We start from the raw sequence: 17,952 nt of genomic DNA on the forward strand, positions 1-17,952 counted from the left end.
AGAGCGGTCGATGTCTTAAGACTCTTCGAAGTAATCCGAGTCGATGCGCTTGACCACATAGGTGGCGGCCGGGGCGACGCCCACATCAAAGTCAATCATCAGACCAGCGAGTTGCTTGCCATCGATCAAAACGACTTTGGTGTCGATGCGCGTGGCGTAGTCGGTGGCCTCGGCGGTGTAGCTTGCGGTGGTGATGAAAACGCCTTTTTTTGCACGCTGGCCCTGCAAGGCGCCCACGAATTTTTGAATCTCGGGCCTGCCCACCGACCCTTGCCACCGTTTGGCTTGTATGAAGATGGTGTCGAGGCCCAGTCGGTCTTCTTTGATGATGCCGTCGATGCCGCCATCGCCAGTTTGGCCGATCCGCTCGCCGGCGTCGCGGCGCGAGCCGCCATAGCCCATTTTGACCAGCAGCTCGACGACAAGTTGTTCAAAGAATACCGGGCTGCAGCCCAGTATTCGATTGAGCAGTTCGGTAGCGAGTTGTGCCCGCAGGTCTTGATGGGCGTCCTCAATCGCTTCTTCGGGCGTGGTTTTAGCCTGAGCAAGCTCTGCGGCCTCGGTAGCGCTTGGGGTCTGTTCGGGTTTCGAGGCAATCCGAAACTCGACGAATTCGGGGAACTGCTCCAAAAACTTGACGTCGATCCGGCTTGGGCTCGACGCCAAGGTCTTCAATCCGCGTGCGGTGATTTTGCAGGTGCCGCGCTTGGGCGATTCAAGGAGCGCGGCTTTTTTGAGGTACGTTCGCGCCCAACCGACTCGATTCCTAAAGATACCCTGTTGGCCCGAAGGCAGCAGCTCGGCCCGCTCGGCAGGCGTGAGCATGAAGTGCTCGGCCAGACGGTCTTCGACCACGCGCAAAGTGTGCTCAGCGCCGTCTGCAAGAGCCCCAAGGAGCGGGAGCATGCACGTTTGGTAGTCTGGGATGGCCATTTTGCAAAGGATAGCAGAGCAGCTTCACCCTGAGCGCTGACGAAGCCACGGGCGGCGCCACTCAAGCCCGCACCAACACCCGCCCCGGATTGAGCAGGCCCAGTGGGTCCAGCGCCTGCTTGATCTGGCGCATCAGGGCCAGCGCCTGCGCGTCTTTGTAGCGCGGCAGGGTGGCTGCGCGCAGGGTGCCGATGCCGTGCTCGGCGCTGATCGAGCCGCCGTGGCGCTGCACGCAGTCGAACACCAGCGCGTTGATGCGCGCCTCGTGCTGGCGCAAAAAGGCGGCGGCGTCGGCGCCGGTGGGGCACTGAACGTTGTAGTGCAGGTTGCCGTCGCCCAGGTGGCCGAAGTTGACCAGGCGCGCACCCGGCAGGGCTTGCGCCAGCAGGGCCTCGGCCTCGGCGCAAAAGGCCGGTATGCGCGAGATCGGCAGGCTGATGTCGTGCTTGGCGTTGAGCCCTTCTTGCGCCTGCGCCAGCGGGATGCACTCGCGCATGTGCCACAGGCGCTGCGCCTGCGCCAGCGTTTCGGCCAGCACCGCATCCGCAGCGCAACCTTGCTCCAGCGCGGTTTGCAGCAGCGCCTGCAAGCGGCTGTGCACCAAGGCCTGCGCCTGCTCGGGCGCGGCGCTTTCGCTGAGCTCGATCAGCACGCAGTAGGGCCAGTGCGGCCACAAGGGCGGGCGCAGCTCGGGAAAGTGCTGCGCCACCAGTTGCAGCGCCAACTGGCCCATGAGCTCAAAGCCGCTTAGGCCCGGCCCGAGCTGGCGCTGCGCCAGCGCCAGCAAGTCCAGCGCCGCTTGCAGACTGGGCACGCCAACCCAGGCGCAGCCTTGCGCCGCTGCTTGCGGCTGCAGTTTGAGCGTGGCGGCGGTGAGGATGCCCAGCGTGCCCTCGCTGCCGATGTAGAGATGCCGCAGGTCGTAGCCGGTGTTGTCTTTGCGCAGGCCGCCCAGCCCGTGCCAGACTTCGCCGCTGGGACAGACCACTTCGAGCCCCAGGCACAGGTCGCGTGCGTTGCCAAAGCGCAGCACTTGGGTGCCGCCGGCGTTGGTGGCCAGGTTGCCGCCGATGGTGCAACTGCCTTCCGAAGCCAAACTCAGCGGCAGCCACAGGCCGGCGTCGGCGGCGGCTTGCTGCGCCGTTTGCAGCACGCAGCCGGCTTCGAGCGTGAGGGTGAGGTTGGCGGCATCGAGCGCGCGGATGCGGTTCAGGCGCCGTGTGCACAGCAGCACCTCGGTGCCGCTGGGGTCGGGCACGCCGCCCAGCACCAGCCCGGTGTTGCCGCCTTGGGGCACGATGGCGGCCCCGGCGGCGGCGCAGGCGCGCACCACGGCCACTACTTCGGCGGTGTTGCCCGGGCGCACCACGGCGCGCGCACGACCGCGCTGGCGGCCGCGCCAGTCGCGCTCGTAGGGTTCGAGTTCGGCCGGGGGCGCATCGGGCGCCAGCACGTAGGGGGCGCCGACGCAGGCGCGCAGCGCGTCGAGCAGGGGGTCGGGTGGGGGGCTCATGGAGGCGGGCTGCCAGCCGCGGCGGCCTCGCGCAGCGCCTTGGCCGCTTGCAGCCGCAGTTTGATGTGCATGGCGCAGGCCGTAAACAAGGCCACGCACAGCAGCACCTGCAGCGCAGCCAGCGCCTGCGACCAGCCGGTTTCGGTGGTGGCGCGCATCACGCCCTCGAGCACATACAGCCACACCAGCAGGCTCACCCAGCGGTAGGTGTACATGCGCAGGCGCAGCAGGCCCGGCAGCGGCAGCAGCAGCGGCAGCACCTTGAGCGCCCACCACGAGCCGCCTTCGCGCAGCGGCGCCAGCCACAGCTCCCAGGCCAAGCCGAGCACGATCAAGCCCAGCACGCTGGCAACCGCGATGAATCGGGTGCGCCGCGCCGCCGCGCTGGGGGGGGTGGAGGTGAGCGCCAAGTGGTCGGCGCTGCCTTCGTAATCGGTGGAGGTGCTTGGGTTCATGAATCAGGGGGCAAAGACCGTGGCATGATAGCCGGATGCGGGTATCGAAACTGTCATCGACTGCCGTGGGTGCGGCCCATATTCTGCGCCGCCCGGCCCAGACCCTGTGGGATGGGCTGCGGCATTTTCCGTGGCGCACCACGGTGCAGACGCTGCGCGAGCGCTTTCGTGCCGACGACCTCAGCAACGCCGCCGCCAGCCTCTCGTTCACCACCGCCTTTGCCCTGGTGCCCTTCATCACCGTGGCGATGGCGGTGTTTAGCCTGTTTCCGGCCTTTGCCCGCATCGAGCTGCAGGTGCGCCAGTGGCTGCTCAGCGGCTTAATTCCGCCGCACATTGCCGAGCCCATGGCGCAGTATCTGTCGCAGTTTTCGGCGCACGCGGCGCAGATGGGCGGTGTCGGGGCCATCGGCCTGCTGCTCACGGTGCTGGTGATGGTCTGGTCCATCGACTTGAAGCTCAACGAAATCTGGCGCGTGCGCCGCATGCGCTCGTTCATGCAGCGGCTGCTGATCTACTGGAGCCTGCTCACGCTGGGCCCGCTGCTGATCGGCCTGAGCCTGAGCCTGACTTCTTATGCGCTCTCGGTCTCGCAGGGCTGGGTGGCGGGCGTGCATGGCTTGCTGTTCACCTTGCTGGAAGGGTTGGAGTTTGGGGTGATTGTGCTGGCCATTGGGGCCATGTTTCGCTACGTGCCCAATGCCAGCGTGCGCTGGAGTCATGCGCTGGCCGGGGGCCTGTTTGCCGCGTTGGGGGTGGAATTGGTCAAGGGGCTGCTGGCCTGGTATCTGGTGGCCATGCCCACGCTCTCGCTGCTTTACGGCACGCTGGCCACGCTGCCGATTTTGCTGTTTTGGGTTTATCTGGTGTGGTCGATCGTGCTGCTGGGCGCGGTGGTGGCGGCTTACCTGCCCAGTTTGCTGGCCGGGGTGGCGCGGCGCGGCGACTCACCCGGCTGGCCGATGCAACTGGCGCTGGAGGCGCTGGCCCAGTTGCAGCTCGAACGCCAGGCCGGTGGCCGCGGGCTGGCGCTGGACGCGCTGGCGGCGCGGCTGCGCGTGGATGCGCTGCAACTCGAAGCCCCGCTGGAGGCGCTGCAGGCGCTCGATTGGGTGGGGCGCCTCGACGAGGGCGGCGAGCGCTTCGTGCTGCTGGTGGACCCGGCGCACACCGCCGCCTCACCGCTGCTGCAAAGCCTGTTGCTGCCGGTCGAGCCGGGCACGCTGGCGCTGTGGCAGCGCAGCCGCTGGAGCGAGGCGCGGCTGGCCGATCTGCTGCCGCACCCCACGGTTTGATTAGGGCTGGGCGAGGTATTCGCGCAAGCCCTGCAGCACCGCATCCGGGGCTTCGCTCATCAGGGCGTGACCGGCCTCCAGGCGCAGCACGCGGCTGCCGGCTGGGGCGGCGTCGATCAGGCTCTGGGCGGCTTTGGGCGGCGTCATCTGGTCCAGCTTGCCCAGAATGAACAGCACCGGGCGGCTCAGGCGCTGCAGGGCTTGCAAGCCTTGGTCGTAGCGGTCGCAGGCCGTAAAGCCGCGCTGCAGCAGGTTTGTTTGCGCGTTGCTGGCCAGCACCCGGCGCATGAGCGCACGCGCGCTGCCGCGCAGCCAGGTGCCGGGGCCGAGCACCGTAGGCCCGCTGGCCAGTCTGCTGTGGCTGTATTGGTTGATGCGCTCGATGGCTTGCAGCGGCTCATCGCTGGCCAGTTGCAGCAGGGCGGGCGCGACGCGCATCGGGTAGGCGCTGCCGACCAGCGCCAGGTGGCTGATGCGCGCCGGGGCTTCGGCGCTGGCTTGCAGCGCGATCAGCGAGCCCCAGCTGTGGCCGACCAGCGCCGCGCGCTCGATGCCCAGCGCATCCAGCAGGGCGTGCACGCTGGCGGCGGCTTCTTGCACGCTGGCCGGGGCCGTGCCGCCGCTGCGGCCGTGGCCGGGCAGGTCGATGGCCAGCGCGTTGTAGCCGTGGTGCGCCAGGTAGCGGCTTTGCAAAATCCAGACGCTGTGGTCGTTGAGCACGCCGTGGATGAACAGCACCGTGGGGCGGGCCGGGTCGAAGGGGCGGCCGCCGCTGTAGGCGTACAGGGGGCCGTCGGGCAGGGCTATGCGCATGGTGTTTAGGCTCCAGCTTTTTCGGCCACTTTCAGGGCGCGCTTGAGGTCGTCGATCAGGTCGGCCGGGTCTTCCAGCCCGATCGAGAGCCGGATCGTCCCGGCCCCGATGCCGGCTGCCGCCAGTTCGGCGTCGTTCAAGCGAAAGTGCGTGGTGCTGGCCGGGTGGATGACCAGGCTGCGGCAGTCGCCCACATTGGCCAGGTGGCTAAAAATTTGCAGCGCCTCGATGAAGGCGCGGCCTTGGGCGCGGCTGCCCTTGAGGTCGAAGCTGAACACGCTGCCAGCCCCGCGTGGCAGCAGCCGCTGGGCCAGGGCGTGGCTGGGGTGCGACTCCAGCAGCGGGTGACCGACGCGGCCCACAAAGGGGTGGCGCGCCAAAAATTGCACCACCTGTTCGGTGTTGCTCACGTGGCGCGCCATGCGCAGCGGCAGGGTTTCGATGCCTTGCAAAATCAGCCAGGCGCTGTGCGGGCTCAGGCAGGCGCCAAAGTCGCGCAGTCCCTCGCGCCGCGCGCGCAACAAAAAGGCCCCGACCGTGGCTTCCTCGCTGAATACCATGTCATGAAAACCGGCGTAGGGCGCGCACAGTTCCGGGTGCCGCCCGGCGCGCTCCCAGTCGAAGCTGCCGCCATCGACCAGCACGCCGCCGATCACGGTGCCGTGGCCGCTGAGGAACTTGGTGGCCGAGTGCAGCACCAAGTCGGCCCCCAGCGCCAGCGGCTGCATCAGCCACGGGGTGGTGAGCGTGCTGTCGAGCAGCAGCGGCAGGCCGGCCTCGTGCGCGATCTGCGCCACGGCGGGCACGTCGAGCACGTCCAGCCCAGGGTTGCCCAGCGTCTCGCCAAAAAACAGCCGGGTGTTGGGGCGCACGGCGGCACGCCAGCCATCGAGGTCGGCCGGTGCCACAAAGGTGGTTTCGATGCCAAAGCGGCGCAGCGTGTGCTGCAGCAGGTTGTGGCTGCCGCCGTAAAGTGCGCTCGACGCCACCAGGTGCCCACCGGCCCCCATCAGGGTGGCCACGGCCAGGTGCAGCGCCGCCTGCCCGCTGGCGGTGGCAATGGCACCCACGCCGCCTTCGAGCGCGGCCACGCGCTGCTCCAGCACCGCGTTGGTGGGGTTGCTGATGCGGCTGTACACGTGCCCGGCGCGCTCCAGGTTGAACAGCGCCGCCGCGTGGTCGCACGATTCGAACACGAACGAGGTGCTTAGGTGGATGGGCAGCGCGCGCGCTCCGGTGCTGGGGTCGGGGGCGGCACCGGCGTGCAGCGCCAGGGTATCAAAGCCGGGGTCGGCAAAGCCGCTCATGGGGTGCTCCTGGGGTCGGGTTTGTGTGGGGGGATTGGGCTGCCATTGTGGGCTATATTTGAGGCCGTCAGCCAGTCGGCCAGCACAGGAGTTTTTGCCATGAAGGTCAGCGATATTTTGCGTGTCAAAGGTGGCACGCTCTACACCGTCTCCCCCGACGTTCCCTTGAGCCAAGCGGTGCAGACCATGGCCGAGCTCGACATCGGCTCGCTGGCGGTGATGGAACACGGCGAATTGGTGGGCATGCTGACCTTTCGCGAGGTGCTGCACACGGTGGCCAAAAACAGCGGCAATTGCGGTACGGGCACGGTGCGCGCCGTGATGGACGACCACCCCATGAGCTGCACCAGCCAGACCGACCTGGAGCAGGTGCGCCCGCTCATGCTGCAAAAACACACCCGCTACATGCCGGTGATGGACGACCGCATGCTCATGGGCGTGATCAGCTTTTACGACGTGGCCAAGGCGGTGGTGGAAGCGCAAAACTTTGAGAACAAAATGCTCAAGGCCTACATCCGCGACTGGCCCGAGGAAGAGGCGCAGCCGGCCGACAAGGCCTGAGATTGCCCACGAGGGCGCTCACAGGGGGCGATCTGGGATAATCTGGCCGCATGAGCGGCAACACCTTCGGCACCCTGTTTTGCGTCACCAACTTTGGTGAATCCCACGGCCCGGCCATCGGCTGCGTGATCGACGGCTGCCCGCCCGGCATGGCCTTGAGCGAGGCCGACATCCAGCCCGAGCTGGATCGGCGCCGCCCCGGCAGCAGCGCCTTCGTGACCCAGCGCAAAGAGCCCGACCAGGTGCAAATCCTCAGCGGCGTCTATCAGGGACAGACCACCGGCACCCCGATCGCCCTGCTCATCCCCAACACCGACCCGCGCAGCAAAGACTACGGCGAGATCGTCCAGACCTTTCGCCCCGGCCACGCCGACTACAGCTACTGGCGCAAATACGGCCTGCGCGACCCGCGCGGCGGCGGGCGCTCCTCGGCGCGCCTGACCGCACCCACCGTGGCTGCCGGGGCGGTGGCCAAAAAGTGGCTGCAGCAGCAATACGGCGTCACTTTCAAGGGCTGCCTGACGGCGCTGGGCGCGCTCGAAATCCCCTTTGAGGGCTGGGAGCACGTGGCGTGCAACCCCTTCTTTGCCCCGGTGTCCGATGTGGCCGAGCTGGAGCACTATCTGCTCGATCTGCGCAAGCGCGGCGACTCCTGCGGCGCGCGGCTGCGCGTGGTGGCGCAGGGGGTGCCAGCCGGCTTGGGCCAGCCGATCTACGACAAGCTCGATGCCGACATCGCCTACGCCATGATGGGGCTCAACGCCGTCAAGGGGGTGGAGATCGGGGCCGGTTTTGCCTGCGTGGCCGACTTGGGCAGCACGCATGGCGATGCGCTCACGCCAGCCGGTTTCGTGGGCAACAAGGCCGGTGGCGTGCTGGGCGGCATCAGCAGCGGGCAAGACATTGAGGTTGCGCTGGCCATCAAACCCACCAGCTCGATCTTGCTGCCGCGCCCCTCGATCGACCTGCAGGGCCAGCCCACCGAGGTCATCACCAAGGGCCGCCACGACCCCTGCGTGGGCCTGCGCGCGGTGCCGATCGCCGAGGCGCTGCTGGCGCTGGTGCTGATGGACCACGCGCTGCGCCAGCGCGCCCAGTGCGGCGATGTGCGGCTGGAACAGGCGCCGATTGCGGCGGCGGCACCGGGCTGAGCCGGGTGGGGTGGGTGGGGTTCAAGAAGCCCCGAATTTGCGCACCAGCGCCTCCAGCGCAATCTGGTAGCCCTCTACGCCAAAGCCGATCACGATCCCGGCCGCCGCTGGCGAGAGGTAGGAGTGGTGCCTAAAGGGCTCGCGCGCGTGCACGTTGGAGATGTGGCACTCGACTACCGGCAACTGCGGCACGCCCTTGACGGCATCGTGCAGCGCCACCGAGGTGTGGGTGTAGGCACCGGGGTTAAACACGCAGCCCAGCGCCTGCCCGGCGCGCTGCAACTGCCCGTACTCGTGCAGCTTGTCGATCAGCGCGCCTTCCCAGTTGCTCTGCAGGCATTCGGCGGCATAGCCCAGCTTGGCGGCGCAGTGCTGGAACGCCGCCTCCACGTCGGCCAGCGTGGTGTGCCCGTACAGCTCGGGCTCGCGTGTGCCGAGCAGGTTGAGGTTGGGGCCGTTGAGGAGCAGGATTTTTTTCATAAACCCGATTGTGCGCCGATTTTTTGGCGCGGCCAGCGCAAGGCGCCGGTGGCCAGCAGCACCCCGAGCAGAATCACGGCGCCGCCCACGACCATGCTCAGCGTGACCGCCTCATCCAGCAACAGCGCGCCGTAGAGCAGGGCAAAAACCGGGATTAAAAAGGTCACGGTGAGCGCCTTGCTGGCCCCGGCGCGCGCGATCAGGCGAAAAAACAGCAGATAGGCCAGCGCCGAGCACAGCAGCCCGACCGCCAGCACCGCGCCCCAAGCCCCTAGGCTGGGCGTCTGCGCTGGCCAGAACCAGGCCATGGGCAGCGCCAGCACCAGCGCCGCCCCCACCTGGCTGCCGCCCACGATCACCAGCGGCGGCACCTCGCTCAGGTAGCGCCGGTGGTGGCTGGCCGCCAGCCCGTAGCACAGCGTGGCGCCCAAGCAAGCCAGCACCGCCCAGCCGGTGCCGCCGCCACCAAAATCGGCCTTGGGCCACGAGAGCAGCAGCACCCCGGCAAAACCCACCGCCAGCCCCAGCGCCCGACCGGCGGGCAGGCGCTCGCGCAGCCACAGCCAAGCCACCACCGCTCCAAACAGCGGCGTGGTGGCGTTCAAAATGGCCGACAAGCCGGTTGAAATCGACAGCAGCGCCCAAGCAAAGAGCGCAAACGGCAGCGCCGAGCTCAGCAGCCCCGAAACAAAAATCGCCCCGGCGTGCTGGCGCAACACACGCCAATGCCCGGCCAGCAGCAGCAGCGGCAGCAGCGCCGCCGCCGCCACGCTCACGCGCAAGCCGGCGGTGGCCCAAGGCCCAAACTCGGCCGCGCCCAGCATCATGAACAAAAACGAGGAGCCCCACAGGGCGGCTAGGAGCAGGAATTCAGCGGCGATGGGCAGGTGCATCGGCTGGATTGTCGCTCAGCGGGGGTGCTCCGGTGGGGCCCCGTTGCAACACCGGTGACGCGGCCCCGTGTGCTAGCATGTGCGCGTGTAAACATGCGCATAAAGGCCCACCATGTCACCCACTCAAGCAGCCCCGCGGCGCCATTCTGGCTTGGCCGGTAAACGCGCCGCCAATCTGAGCCTGAGCAGCGATGTGATCGATGCGGCCAAGCAACTCGACCTCAACCTCTCGCAACTGTGCGATGCCTACTTGCGCGAAGTGGTGCGCCGCGAGCAGGAGCGCCGCTGGTGCCAAGAGCATTCCGATTTCATTGCCGCCTACAACGCCACGCTCGAGGCCGAAGGCCTGCCCCTGCAACAGTGGCGGAGTTTTTGATGGCCCGCTTTGATGTGTACGCCAATCAGGGCCCGCATGCCGATTCGACCCCTTGGCTGCTGGACGTGCAGAGCGATCTGCTCGATGCCCTAGACAGCCGGGTGGTGATCCCGCTGCGCAGCCTGCAACACTTTCCCGCGGTGCGGCTGCCTACGCGGCTCACCCCGGTGCTGCGCATCGAGGGCCAAGACTTTTTGCTCGAAACGCCCAAGATGGCTGCCGTGCCACGGCGGGTTTTGAAGGCGGCCATGCACTCGCTGGCCCACGAGCAGGCGCAAATCTGCGCTGCAGTGGATTTTTTGTTTCAAGGTTATTGAGGGCTGCGCCGCCGCCGGCCGCCTCACTTGCCCCAGGAATCTTTGAGCGCGGCAATGCGGTTGAACACCAGCCGCGCCGGGCTGTGGTCGAGCCGGTCGGCCACGAAGTAGCCGTGGCGTTCGAACTGGAAGCGCTGCTCGGGCTGTGCCTGCGCCAGCGTGGGTTCGAGCCAGGCTTGCACGGTTTGTAGGCTGTCGGGGTTGAGGGCTTGCAGAAAGTCCGCCCCACCGGCCTCGGGCTGGGCGGCGTTGAACAGGCGCTCGTACAGGCGCACCTCGGCGGGCACGGCGTCGGCGGCGGCCACCCAGGTGATGGCGGCCTTGGCCTTGAGGCTGTCGGCCCCCGGGCTGCCGCTCTTGGTGCCGGGCAGCAGCACCGCGTGTACCTCGGTGATGTGGCCATTGGCGTCGGCGCGGTAGCCGGTGCATTCGATCACGTAGGCGCCTTTGAGGCGCACCCGGTTGCCGGGGCCACCGGCCGCTTGCGGCGGGTACAGGCGCTTATAGCCCTTGGGCGGCACGGCGGCAAAGTCGTCGCGCTCGATCCACAACTCGCGCCCGAGCAGAAACTGGCGCGGCGGTGGTGCTTCTTGCCCCTCGGGCGTGTGCGGCAGCGCGGGCAGGGTGCAGCCTTCGGTGGCATCCGGGCTGCCATAAATTTCGTCCCAGTTTTGCAGCACCAGCTTGAGCGGCTCCAGCACCGCCATGGCGCGCGGCGCGCTGTGCTCCAGGTCTTCGCGCAGGCAGCCCTCTAGGGTGGCGTAGTCGATCCAGGAATCGCTCTTGCTGGCCCCGATGCGCTCGGCAAACAGGCGGATCGCGCTCGGGGTGTAGCCGCGCCGGCGCAGCCCGGCCAGGGTGGGCAGGCGCGGGTCGTCCCAGCCGCTGACGCGGCCTTCGCTGACCAGTTGCGCCAGCTTGCGCTTGCTGGTGAGCACGTAGGTGAGGTTGAGGCGCGCGAACTCGTACTGGCGCGGCAGCGGGTGTTGCAGCAGGCCGCCTTCGGCCAGGCGCTCCAGCAGCCAGTCGTAAAAGGGGCGCTGGTCTTCAAATTCGAGCGTGCAAATGCTGTGCGTGATCTGCTCCAGCGCGTCTTCGATCGGGTGCGCGTAGGTGTACATCGGGTAGATGCACCACGCGTCTCCGGTTCGGTGGTGGGTGGCGCGGCGGATGCGGTACAGGGCCGGGTCGCGCAGATTCAGATTCGGGCTGGCCATGTCGATCTTGGCACGCAGCACCATGGCGCCGTCGGGGTGCTGGCCGGCGCGCATCTGGCGCAGCCGCTCCAGGTTCTCGGCCGGGCTGCGGCTGCGGTAGGGGCTGTCGGTTCCGGCTCGGTTGAAGTCGCCCCGGTTGGCGCGCATGGCTTCGGCGCTTTGCTCATCCACATAGGCGTGCCCGGCCTGCACCAGGTATTCGGCGGCGCGGTACATGAAGTCGAAGTAGTCGCTGGCAAAGTAGCGGTGCGTTTCCCTAGCTGCGGCCCCGCCCGATTGCCAATCAAAGCCCAGCCAGCGCACTGCGGCGTCGATGGCATCGACGTATTCTTGCTCCTCTTTTTCGGGGTTGGTGTCGTCAAAGCGCAGGTGGCAGACGCCGCCGTAGTCGCGCGCCAGCCCGAAGTTGAGGCAGATGCTCTTGGCGTGGCCGATGTGCAGGTAGCCGTTGGGCTCGGGCGGGAAGCGGGTGCGGATGCGTGCCGGGTCGGGCGCGCCAGCCGCGTGGTGCGCCGCATCGCCGGGGCTGCCGCCCCAGCGCCGGCTGGCGTAGCTGCCGGCTTGCAGATCGTGTTCGATGATCTGGCGCAGGAAGTGGCTGGGCTTGGCCTCGGTTGGGGAGCCGGCCTCGGCCGACTGGGCGAGTGGCTGGACGGGGTGTGGCGTGGGTGGGGCAGGGCGGGAACTCATGCGCGGATTTTAGGGGTTCGCTTTGCTTGAAGAGGCGCCCCAAGGCTGCCTAGGGCGCTTTCTGCCTGCGCGGGCGGGGCTCAGGGCGTGGTGGGGTGACGCAGCGCGTGTGCCACCGCCGCGTAAAAGCCGCTGGGCGCTTCTTGCTCCAGCGCCACGGCAAAAACCTTGGGCGCAAGGCCGCCATGCTGCCGCAGCGTGGCAAAAAGCTTGACGGCGTCTTTTTCGGTGCACAGCCAGATCAGCTCGGGCGGGTAAGGTGCAAGAGCCTGCAGCAAGGTGGCGCTGTCGGCGTGGTCGGGCAGGGCCAAGGTGTGTTCCAGGTGCAGCCCGCGCTGGCGCAGCAAGGCAAAGAAGGCTTCGGGTTGGGCGATGCCGGCCAGTGCGGCGCAGCGCGCAGCGCCAAGCCCTCGAACTGGCGCATCAGCCGCAGCCGCCCCCAGTTCACTTTGGGCGCGTGCTGGCATGGGCGCCGGCACCCAGTGCTGCAGCGCCACCCGCTGCCCGTGCGCGTCATAAGCCTGATCGGCCAAGCGGCGCGTGGCGGCAAAGACCGGGGCCCCGGCGGCCAGCGCCGGGTCGGGGTGGGCACCGGCAGGCAGCCCGGTTTGCAGCACGATCAGTGGTCCACCGCCCCAGACCGGCGCAGGCCAAGGCTGGCGCAGCATCCCGGCCGGCAGCAGCCAGCCGTTGCCGCAGCCGCGCGCATCAAAGACCAGCACCGTGAGATCGCGCGCCAGCGCCCAGTGCTGCATGCCGTCGTCACACAGCAGCAGGTTGACCTCCGGGTGCGCTGCCAGCAGCGCCCGCCCAGCGGCAGCGCGGTGGCGGCCCACGGTCACCGGCACCCCGGTGCATTGGGCAATCAGCAGCGGTTCGTCGCCCACTTGCTCGGCGCGGCTGTCTGGCTGCACGGGCAGGCAGCCGGTGCTGCGCCGCCCATGGCCGCGCGAGAGCACACCCGGCCGCCAGCCCAAGGCCTGCAGGTGTTGCACCAGCCCGATCAGCGTGGGGGTTTTGCCGCTCCCTCCCACCACCACGTTGCCCACCACCAGCACCGGCACCGGCAGCCGGGTCGAGCCTTTGAGGCCGCTGCGGTAGAGCGCTGTGCGCAGCATCCACACCGCCCGATAAAGCAGGGAAAGCGGCCACAGCAGGCAGGCCAGTGGGCCGCGACCGAGCCAGGCGCGTTGCAGCGTCTGCACCCAAGCACCTTGCGTGCGCGCCGCCGCGTGGCCTTTGGGTTCAGCGCCCACGCGGCTGTTGGGTGGCAAAAGTGATGTGCTGCAAACCGGCGTTGCGGGCGGCTTCCATCACATTAATCACCGATTGGTGGGTGGCAGCCGCATCGGCGTTGATCACCAGCGAGGGCTCGGTTTGGCCTTGGGCGGCCTGTTGCAGCGCCTGTGTCAGCGCCTGCACACCGGACGCGGCCAGCATTTGGCCCGACACGGCGACGCGGCCATCGGGACCGACCTCGACCACGATCTCGCGCGCCTGCGCCTGTGCCGCGTCGGCGTCGGCCTCGGGCAGGCGCACCTGCAACTGGGTGTAGCGGCTGAAGGTGGCGGTGAGCATGAGGAAAATCAGCACCACCAGCAACACGTCGATGAACGGGATCAGGTTGATTTCGGGATCTTCCCGGTCGCGGCGCTTGAAGCGGATGGCCATGTTCTCGGCTCCTGGCCTTTAGGGACGGCGCAGCGTCAGCAGGTGCTGGGCGAAGCGCTCGGCCGCCACTTCCATCTGCAACAGCCAGGCCTCGTTGCGGGCGCGAAAGTAGCGCCAGAACATCAGGGCTGGAATGGCGATGATCAGGCCAAAGGCGGTGTTGTAGAGCGCGATCGAGATGCCGTGCGCGAGTTGCTCCGGGTTGCCGCCGCCTGGCGTGAGGCCGCCCGGACCGGCTTGCGAGGCAAAAATCTCGATCATGCCCACCACCGTGCCCAGCAGGCCGATCAGTGGGGCCACCGAGGCAATGGTGGCCAGCGCCCCGAGGTATTTTTCCAGCTTGGCTGCGGCAAAACGCCCGGCTGCTTCGAGGCTGGCGCGCAGTTCGGCTTCGGTGCTGGACGGTTTGTGTTGCAATTGGCGCAAGCCGGCCGCCAGCAGCTCACCCAGCACCGAGTTGTCAGCCAGTTGCTGCACCACCTGAGGCGTGGGTACGGCCAGTTGCGAGACCGAAATGGCTTCGTCGAGCAACAGCGGCGGCGCCACGCGCACGGCGCGCAGGCTCAAAAAACGCTCGATGATCAATGCCAGCCCCACGATCGAGCAGGCAATGAGCGGCCAAATGGGCCAGCCGGCGGCTTGTATGATCGAAAACAATGCGGGTCTCCTTGCAGCCGCGGCGCGGTGCTTGCAGGGCCTTGATTATCACTCAGCAGGGCGATGCACAGCCCTCTGGCGGCCTGTGGATAAGTTTGTGGGTAATTCCATGAAAGCTTGGAGATTTGCCCGGCCTTGCAGCTGTGATATTTTTTTCAAGTCTGCCGAATAAATTAAAAAATCATTTCAAAACATAAGGTTAAAAAATGAATCAAAGGTGTCTTAAGGATTGCGTCGTTTTTTCCCTGCCTTTCCCTGCTTGTGGACAGTTTCAAAACTCGGGGTGGTATGGCTGCCGCTGAAGGGCGCTTTGAGGCGCGCTTTGAGGGGCGCCCAGCATCGGCACCGCTGTGGGCGGTCGGCGAGCTGCTGGCCGCGCTGGCGCAGGCGCTGCAGGCGCAGTTCAACCCGGTGCGCGTCAAGGGCGAGGTCTCGGGTTATGTGCGCGCCGCCAGTGGCCACAGCTATTTCACGCTCAAGGACGAGCGTGGCCAGTTGCGCTGTGCGCTGTTTCGGCGTGCGGCGGCCGCCGCGGCGCTCGACTGGCGCGACGGGGTGCAGGTCGAGTTGCAAGGGCGGATCGACATCTACGGTGCGCGGGGCGAGTTGCAGTTGATCGTCGAGGCGGCCCGCCTCGCGGGCCAAGGCGACCTGTTCGAGCAGTTCATGCGCCTCAAAGCGCAGTTGCAGGCCGAGGGCTGGTTCGACCCGGCGCGCAAGCGCCCGCTGCCGGCCTGGCCCACGCGCATCGGTGTGGTGACTTCGCTCGACGCGGCGGCCTTGCGCGACGTCAGCACCACCCTGAGCCGGCGCGTGCCGCATCTGCCGGTGCGGCTCTATCCGGCCCGGGTGCAGGGCGAGGGGGCACCGCAGGCCCTGTGCCAGGCGCTGCAGGCCGCGGCGGCACAGTTTGAAGCCGGCGCTGGCTGCGAGGTGCTGCTGCTGGTGCGCGGGGGCGGGTCGCTGGAAGATTTGTGGGCCTTCAACGACCCGGCGCTGGTGCGCCAGATTGCCCAGATGCCCATGCCGCTGATCTGCGGCGTCGGCCACGAGACCGACTTCACGCTGGCCGATTTTGCAGCCGACCTGCGCGCCCCCACCCCCACCGCCGCCGCCGAACTCTGCGCGCCCGAGCGCGACGCCCAACTGAGCCGGCTTGATCGCAGCGCGCAGCGCTTGCAGCAAGGCGTGACGCGCCACTTGGCGCAGCAGCGCACGCAGTTGCAGCGTTGGCAGCAAGACTGGTCGGCCGCTGCGGCGCGCGATCTTGAGCGGCGCCAGTTGCGGCTCGACCACCAGGCGGCGCGGCTGCAGGCGCTCGACCCGCACAGCGTGTTGCTGCGCGGCTATGCCCTGCTCAGCGACGCCAGCGGCCAGCCGGTGTTGCGCTGCCACGGTGTCGAGCCGGGGCAGGCGCTGCGCGCCCGGTTGGCCGACGGCCATTTGGATTTGACCGTCAGCGCCAAGGGGAACTAGCGCCTCTGCCTACAATGCGTGGTGGCCGCAGCAAGCGCCTTGGCAAGCGCTGCGGCACGCGCCTCGTTTACCCCCAACTGGAGCCATCTGCCCATGCAACACACCCTGCCCCCGCTGCCCTATGCCATCGATGCCCTGCAGCCGCATTACTCCCAAGAAACGCTCGAGTTTCACCACGGCAAGCACCACAACGCCTACGTCGTCAACCTCAACAACCTGCAAAAGGGCACCGAGTTTGAAGCGCTGTCGCTGGAAGAGATCATCAAAAAATCGTCTGGCGGCATCTACAACAACGCGGCCCAGATCTGGAACCACACCTTTTTCTGGAACTGCATGTGCCCCGGCGGCGGCGGCGAGCCCAGCGGGGCCCTGGCCGCAGCCATCGTGGCCAAGTGGGGCAGCTACGGCGCCTTCCGTGAAGCCTTCGTGAAAAGCGCGGTGGGCAACTTCGGCTCCGGCTGGACCTGGTTGGTGAAAAAGCCCGACGGCTCGGTCGATATCGTCAACACCGGCGCCGCTGGCACGCCCCTGACCACGGCCGACACCGCGCTGCTGACGGTGGATGTGTGGGAGCACGCCTACTACATCGACTACCGCAACCTGCGCCAAAAGTTTGTCGAAACCTTCTTCGACAAGCTGGTGAACTGGCGCTTTGCCGAAGCCAATTTCGCCTGATTCTGGGCTGCGCTGCGGCCGTTTTGCCCAAGGTTCACTTGGGCGCGGGCGGCTTCAGCGCTGGCGCTGCTTCATGGCGCGCTCGACTTCGCGCTTGCCCTCGCGCTCTTTGAGGGTGTCGCGCTTGTCGTGCCCGGCCTTGCCCTTGGCCAGCGCAATTTCGCATTTCACGCTGCCGTTTTTCCAGTGCAGGTTCAGCGGCACCAAGGTAAAACCCTTTTGCTCCACCTTGCCGATCAGGCGCTGGATTTCGGCCTTGTGCATCAAGAGCTTGCGCGTGCGCGCGCTGTCGGCCGGCAGGTGGCTGCTGGTGCTGCGCAGCGGGCTGATGAGGCAGCCAATCAGGAACAGCTCACCGTCGCGGATCACCACGTAGCCTTCTGTGATCTGCGCCTTGCCGGCGCGCAGCGCCTTCACCTCCCAGCCTTGCAGCACCAAGCCGCACTCGTGGCGCTCCTCAAAGTAGTAGTTGAAGGCGGCCTTTTTGTTCTCGGCGATGGGGGCCGTGTTGGCAGCGGTGTTTTTGTTTTGGGTGGACATGGGGCAGGGGCAAGCGGGGCGGCCAAGACCTCTACAATCTGGGCACGGCCTTGCATTGTATGAAAAGCGTCCACAAGTCGGTCCTGATCTGGCACAGCGCACACGAAATGTTCGCGCTGGTCAGCGACGTGCCTCGTTACCCCGAGTTTTTGCCTTGGTGCAGCGCGGGCGAGGTGCTCGAACAAACGCCCAGCGGCATGGTGGCCTCGATTGGTATGTCGATGGCGGGCCTGCGCAAGAGTTTTACCACCCGCAACACCCATGTCGAGGATAGGCGCATCCACCTAGACTTGGTCGATGGCCCGTTTTCGCACCTCGAGGGCACGTGGGATTTCAAGCCGGTGGGCGACGGCAGCCAGCGCGCCTGCCGCATCGACTTCACGCTCCAATACGGCTTTGCCAGCAGCACCCTGTCGGCCTTGGTGGGCCCGGTGTTTGACAAGATTGCCGCCAACTTGGTCGATGCCTTCGTCAAGCGCGCCGATCAGGTGTATGGGCCATGACGATTCAACTCACACTGGTTTATTCCAGCGCAGCGCGCCAGGTGCGCGAAATCGCGCTCGAGTTGCCCGCCGGCAGCACGCTGGCGCAGGCGCTGGAGCAGGCGCAGCGGCTATGGCTGTCCGGGTGCCCGCAGGGTACCAAGGGGCCCGTGGCTAACTTGGCTGACCTGGATAACAGGGCTAACGTGGCTGATGCCGCCTACAAGCTGGGTGAAGATTGGCCCTTTGCCGCCGTAACCGCCGCCGAATTCGGCCTCTGGGGCCGCGCGGCCACCGCCACGACCGTGCTGCACGACGGCGACCGCATCGAAATCTACCGACCCTTGCGCGTGGACCCCAAAGTGGCGCGGCGCGAGCGCTATCGGCAGCGCAACACAAAACCGGTTGTCAAGCCCGATCAGGCTCCAATTCGAGGCTTGGCCTAGCCCG

The 17,952-nt window shown here is 67.2% G+C and carries 21 protein-coding genes; 9 read left to right on the forward strand and 12 right to left on the reverse strand.

Annotation, left to right across the window (positions count from 1 at the left end; translation table 11 throughout):
• Positions 1-15: 15 nt before the first annotated feature.
• From SRAH_RS01630 to SRAH_RS01640, 3 genes are all read right to left on the reverse strand, one after another.
• The gene (locus SRAH_RS01630) at positions 16-933 is read right to left on the reverse strand and encodes a restriction endonuclease (protein ID WP_029461613.1); all 918 of its coding nucleotides are present in this window, start codon (positions 931-933) and stop codon (positions 16-18) included.
• A 61-nt stretch (positions 934-994) separates the two neighbouring features.
• Positions 995-2,446 (reverse strand): FAD-binding oxidoreductase, encoded by a 1,452-nt coding sequence (locus SRAH_RS01635; RefSeq protein ID WP_029461614.1) that lies wholly within the window; start codon positions 2,444-2,446, stop codon positions 995-997.
• Positions 2,443-2,901: a DUF2069 domain-containing protein gene (locus tag SRAH_RS01640; RefSeq protein WP_082210008.1), complete on the reverse strand. Its 459-nt coding sequence runs from the start codon at positions 2,899-2,901 to the stop codon at positions 2,443-2,445. The genes SRAH_RS01635 and SRAH_RS01640 overlap by 4 nt, the downstream gene beginning before the upstream one ends.
• Positions 2,902-2,966: 65 nt before the next feature.
• Between SRAH_RS01640 and SRAH_RS01645 the strand changes: the two genes are divergently transcribed.
• On the forward strand, positions 2,967-4,196 hold the full coding sequence (locus tag SRAH_RS01645) for a YihY family inner membrane protein (RefSeq protein WP_045475797.1): 1,230 nt from the start codon (positions 2,967-2,969) through the stop codon (positions 4,194-4,196).
• On the opposite strand, the gene SRAH_RS01650 is transcribed toward SRAH_RS01645, so the two are convergent.
• Together SRAH_RS01650 and SRAH_RS01655 are read right to left on the reverse strand one after the other, a co-directional pair.
• On the reverse strand, positions 4,197-5,009 hold the full coding sequence (locus tag SRAH_RS01650) for an alpha/beta fold hydrolase (protein ID WP_029461617.1): 813 nt from the start codon (positions 5,007-5,009) through the stop codon (positions 4,197-4,199).
• 5 nt (positions 5,010-5,014) lie between these two features.
• The gene (locus SRAH_RS01655; protein ID WP_029461618.1) at positions 5,015-6,316 is read right to left on the reverse strand and encodes an O-acetylhomoserine aminocarboxypropyltransferase; all 1,302 of its coding nucleotides are present in this window, start codon (positions 6,314-6,316) and stop codon (positions 5,015-5,017) included.
• A 99-nt stretch (positions 6,317-6,415) separates the two neighbouring features.
• On the opposite strand from SRAH_RS01655, the gene SRAH_RS01660 reads away from it, so the two are divergent.
• The gene (locus tag SRAH_RS01660; protein ID WP_029461619.1) at positions 6,416-6,877 is read left to right on the forward strand and encodes a CBS domain-containing protein; all 462 of its coding nucleotides are present in this window, start codon (positions 6,416-6,418) and stop codon (positions 6,875-6,877) included.
• A 50-nt stretch (positions 6,878-6,927) separates the two neighbouring features.
• Entirely contained in the window at positions 6,928-8,028 is a 1,101-nt protein-coding gene (gene aroC, locus SRAH_RS01665) for a chorismate synthase (RefSeq protein ID WP_029461620.1), read from the forward strand.
• A gap of 21 nt (positions 8,029-8,049) precedes the next feature.
• Here the strand turns inward: aroC and aroQ are convergent, their stop codons facing one another.
• Together aroQ and SRAH_RS01675 are read right to left on the reverse strand one after the other, a co-directional pair.
• On the reverse strand, positions 8,050-8,508 hold the full coding sequence (gene aroQ / locus SRAH_RS01670; protein ID WP_029461621.1) for a type II 3-dehydroquinate dehydratase: 459 nt from the start codon (positions 8,506-8,508) through the stop codon (positions 8,050-8,052).
• A complete protein-coding gene (locus SRAH_RS01675) occupies positions 8,505-9,401 on the reverse strand; it encodes a DMT family transporter (RefSeq protein ID WP_029461622.1) in 897 nt (298 codons plus the stop codon). The genes aroQ and SRAH_RS01675 overlap by 4 nt, the downstream gene beginning before the upstream one ends.
• Before the next feature lie 112 nt (positions 9,402-9,513).
• On the opposite strand from SRAH_RS01675, the gene SRAH_RS01680 reads away from it, so the two are divergent.
• Entirely contained in the window at positions 9,514-9,777 is a 264-nt protein-coding gene (locus SRAH_RS01680) for a type II toxin-antitoxin system CcdA family antitoxin (protein ID WP_029461623.1), read from the forward strand.
• Complete coding sequence (locus SRAH_RS01685) at positions 9,777-10,094, forward strand: CcdB family protein (protein ID WP_029461624.1); 318 nt, start codon at positions 9,777-9,779, stop codon at positions 10,092-10,094. Before SRAH_RS01680 ends, SRAH_RS01685 begins: the two co-directional genes overlap by 1 nt.
• A gap of 23 nt (positions 10,095-10,117) precedes the next feature.
• Here SRAH_RS01685 and SRAH_RS01690 read toward each other — a convergent pair whose 3' ends face one another.
• The 4 genes from SRAH_RS01690 to SRAH_RS01705 all read right to left on the reverse strand — a co-directional run bounded on the left by SRAH_RS01690 (position 10,118) and on the right by SRAH_RS01705 (position 14,329).
• A complete protein-coding gene (locus SRAH_RS01690) occupies positions 10,118-12,001 on the reverse strand; it encodes a glutamine--tRNA ligase/YqeY domain fusion protein (protein WP_029461625.1) in 1,884 nt (627 codons plus the stop codon).
• Between the two features lie 80 nt (positions 12,002-12,081).
• Positions 12,082-13,257, reverse strand: coding sequence for a tetraacyldisaccharide 4'-kinase (gene lpxK, locus SRAH_RS01695; RefSeq protein WP_232840961.1), 1,176 nt, complete (start codon positions 13,255-13,257; stop codon positions 12,082-12,084).
• Complete coding sequence (locus tag SRAH_RS01700) at positions 13,247-13,666, reverse strand: ExbD/TolR family protein (RefSeq protein WP_029461627.1); 420 nt, start codon at positions 13,664-13,666, stop codon at positions 13,247-13,249. Before SRAH_RS01700 ends, lpxK begins: the two co-directional genes overlap by 11 nt.
• A gap of 24 nt (positions 13,667-13,690) precedes the next feature.
• Positions 13,691-14,329: a MotA/TolQ/ExbB proton channel family protein gene (locus tag SRAH_RS01705; protein WP_029461628.1), complete on the reverse strand. Its 639-nt coding sequence runs from the start codon at positions 14,327-14,329 to the stop codon at positions 13,691-13,693.
• Between the two features lie 288 nt (positions 14,330-14,617).
• On the opposite strand from SRAH_RS01705, the gene xseA reads away from it, so the two are divergent.
• Together xseA and SRAH_RS01715 are read left to right on the forward strand one after the other, a co-directional pair.
• Positions 14,618-15,805: an exodeoxyribonuclease VII large subunit gene (gene xseA, locus SRAH_RS01710; RefSeq protein ID WP_029461629.1), complete on the forward strand. Its 1,188-nt coding sequence runs from the start codon at positions 14,618-14,620 to the stop codon at positions 15,803-15,805.
• A 93-nt stretch (positions 15,806-15,898) separates the two neighbouring features.
• On the forward strand, positions 15,899-16,480 hold the full coding sequence (locus SRAH_RS01715; RefSeq protein ID WP_029461630.1) for a superoxide dismutase: 582 nt from the start codon (positions 15,899-15,901) through the stop codon (positions 16,478-16,480).
• Between the two features lie 54 nt (positions 16,481-16,534).
• Here SRAH_RS01715 and smpB read toward each other — a convergent pair whose 3' ends face one another.
• Positions 16,535-17,020, reverse strand: coding sequence for an SsrA-binding protein SmpB (gene smpB, locus SRAH_RS01720; protein WP_029461631.1), 486 nt, complete (start codon positions 17,018-17,020; stop codon positions 16,535-16,537).
• Between the two features lie 59 nt (positions 17,021-17,079).
• Here smpB and SRAH_RS01725 point away from each other — a divergent pair, with 59 nt between their 5' ends.
• Positions 17,080-17,523 (forward strand): type II toxin-antitoxin system RatA family toxin, encoded by a 444-nt coding sequence (locus SRAH_RS01725; RefSeq protein ID WP_029461632.1) that lies wholly within the window; start codon positions 17,080-17,082, stop codon positions 17,521-17,523.
• A complete protein-coding gene (locus SRAH_RS01730) occupies positions 17,520-17,948 on the forward strand; it encodes an RnfH family protein (RefSeq protein ID WP_029461633.1) in 429 nt (142 codons plus the stop codon). The genes SRAH_RS01725 and SRAH_RS01730 overlap by 4 nt, the downstream gene beginning before the upstream one ends.
• Positions 17,949-17,952: the final 4 nt, after the last annotated feature.

Origin of the sequence: Serpentinimonas barnesii (assembly GCF_000696225.1) — a bacterium.
GTDB lineage: Bacteria > Pseudomonadota > Gammaproteobacteria > Burkholderiales > Burkholderiaceae_C > Serpentinimonas > Serpentinimonas barnesii.

Bases quoted from the DNA above. Each gene is read 5' to 3' on its own strand.
- SRAH_RS01630 (WP_029461613.1), bottom strand. From the start codon at position 933: ATGGCCATCCCAGACTACCAAACGTGCATGCTCCCGCTCCTTGGGGCT.
- SRAH_RS01715 (WP_029461630.1), top strand. From the start codon at position 15,899: ATGCAACACACCCTGCCCCCGCTGCCCTATGCCATCGATGCCCTGCAG.
- SRAH_RS01690 (WP_029461625.1), bottom strand. From the start codon at position 12,001: ATGAGTTCCCGCCCTGCCCCACCCACGCCACACCCCGTCCAGCCACTC.
- xseA (WP_029461629.1), top strand. From the start codon at position 14,618: ATGGCTGCCGCTGAAGGGCGCTTTGAGGCGCGCTTTGAGGGGCGCCCA.
- SRAH_RS01635 (WP_029461614.1), bottom strand. From the start codon at position 2,446: ATGAGCCCCCCACCCGACCCCCTGCTCGACGCGCTGCGCGCCTGCGTC.
- aroC (WP_029461620.1), top strand. From the start codon at position 6,928: ATGAGCGGCAACACCTTCGGCACCCTGTTTTGCGTCACCAACTTTGGT.
- SRAH_RS01655 (WP_029461618.1), bottom strand. From the start codon at position 6,316: ATGAGCGGCTTTGCCGACCCCGGCTTTGATACCCTGGCGCTGCACGCC.
- aroQ (WP_029461621.1), bottom strand. From the start codon at position 8,508: ATGAAAAAAATCCTGCTCCTCAACGGCCCCAACCTCAACCTGCTCGGC.
- smpB (WP_029461631.1), bottom strand. From the start codon at position 17,020: ATGTCCACCCAAAACAAAAACACCGCTGCCAACACGGCCCCCATCGCC.
- SRAH_RS01680 (WP_029461623.1), top strand. From the start codon at position 9,514: ATGTCACCCACTCAAGCAGCCCCGCGGCGCCATTCTGGCTTGGCCGGT.
- SRAH_RS01660 (WP_029461619.1), top strand. From the start codon at position 6,416: ATGAAGGTCAGCGATATTTTGCGTGTCAAAGGTGGCACGCTCTACACC.
- SRAH_RS01730 (WP_029461633.1), top strand. From the start codon at position 17,520: ATGACGATTCAACTCACACTGGTTTATTCCAGCGCAGCGCGCCAGGTG.
- SRAH_RS01685 (WP_029461624.1), top strand. From the start codon at position 9,777: ATGGCCCGCTTTGATGTGTACGCCAATCAGGGCCCGCATGCCGATTCG.
- SRAH_RS01640 (WP_082210008.1), bottom strand. From the start codon at position 2,901: ATGAACCCAAGCACCTCCACCGATTACGAAGGCAGCGCCGACCACTTG.
- SRAH_RS01650 (WP_029461617.1), bottom strand. From the start codon at position 5,009: ATGCGCATAGCCCTGCCCGACGGCCCCCTGTACGCCTACAGCGGCGGC.
- SRAH_RS01675 (WP_029461622.1), bottom strand. From the start codon at position 9,401: ATGCACCTGCCCATCGCCGCTGAATTCCTGCTCCTAGCCGCCCTGTGG.
- SRAH_RS01725 (WP_029461632.1), top strand. From the start codon at position 17,080: ATGAAAAGCGTCCACAAGTCGGTCCTGATCTGGCACAGCGCACACGAA.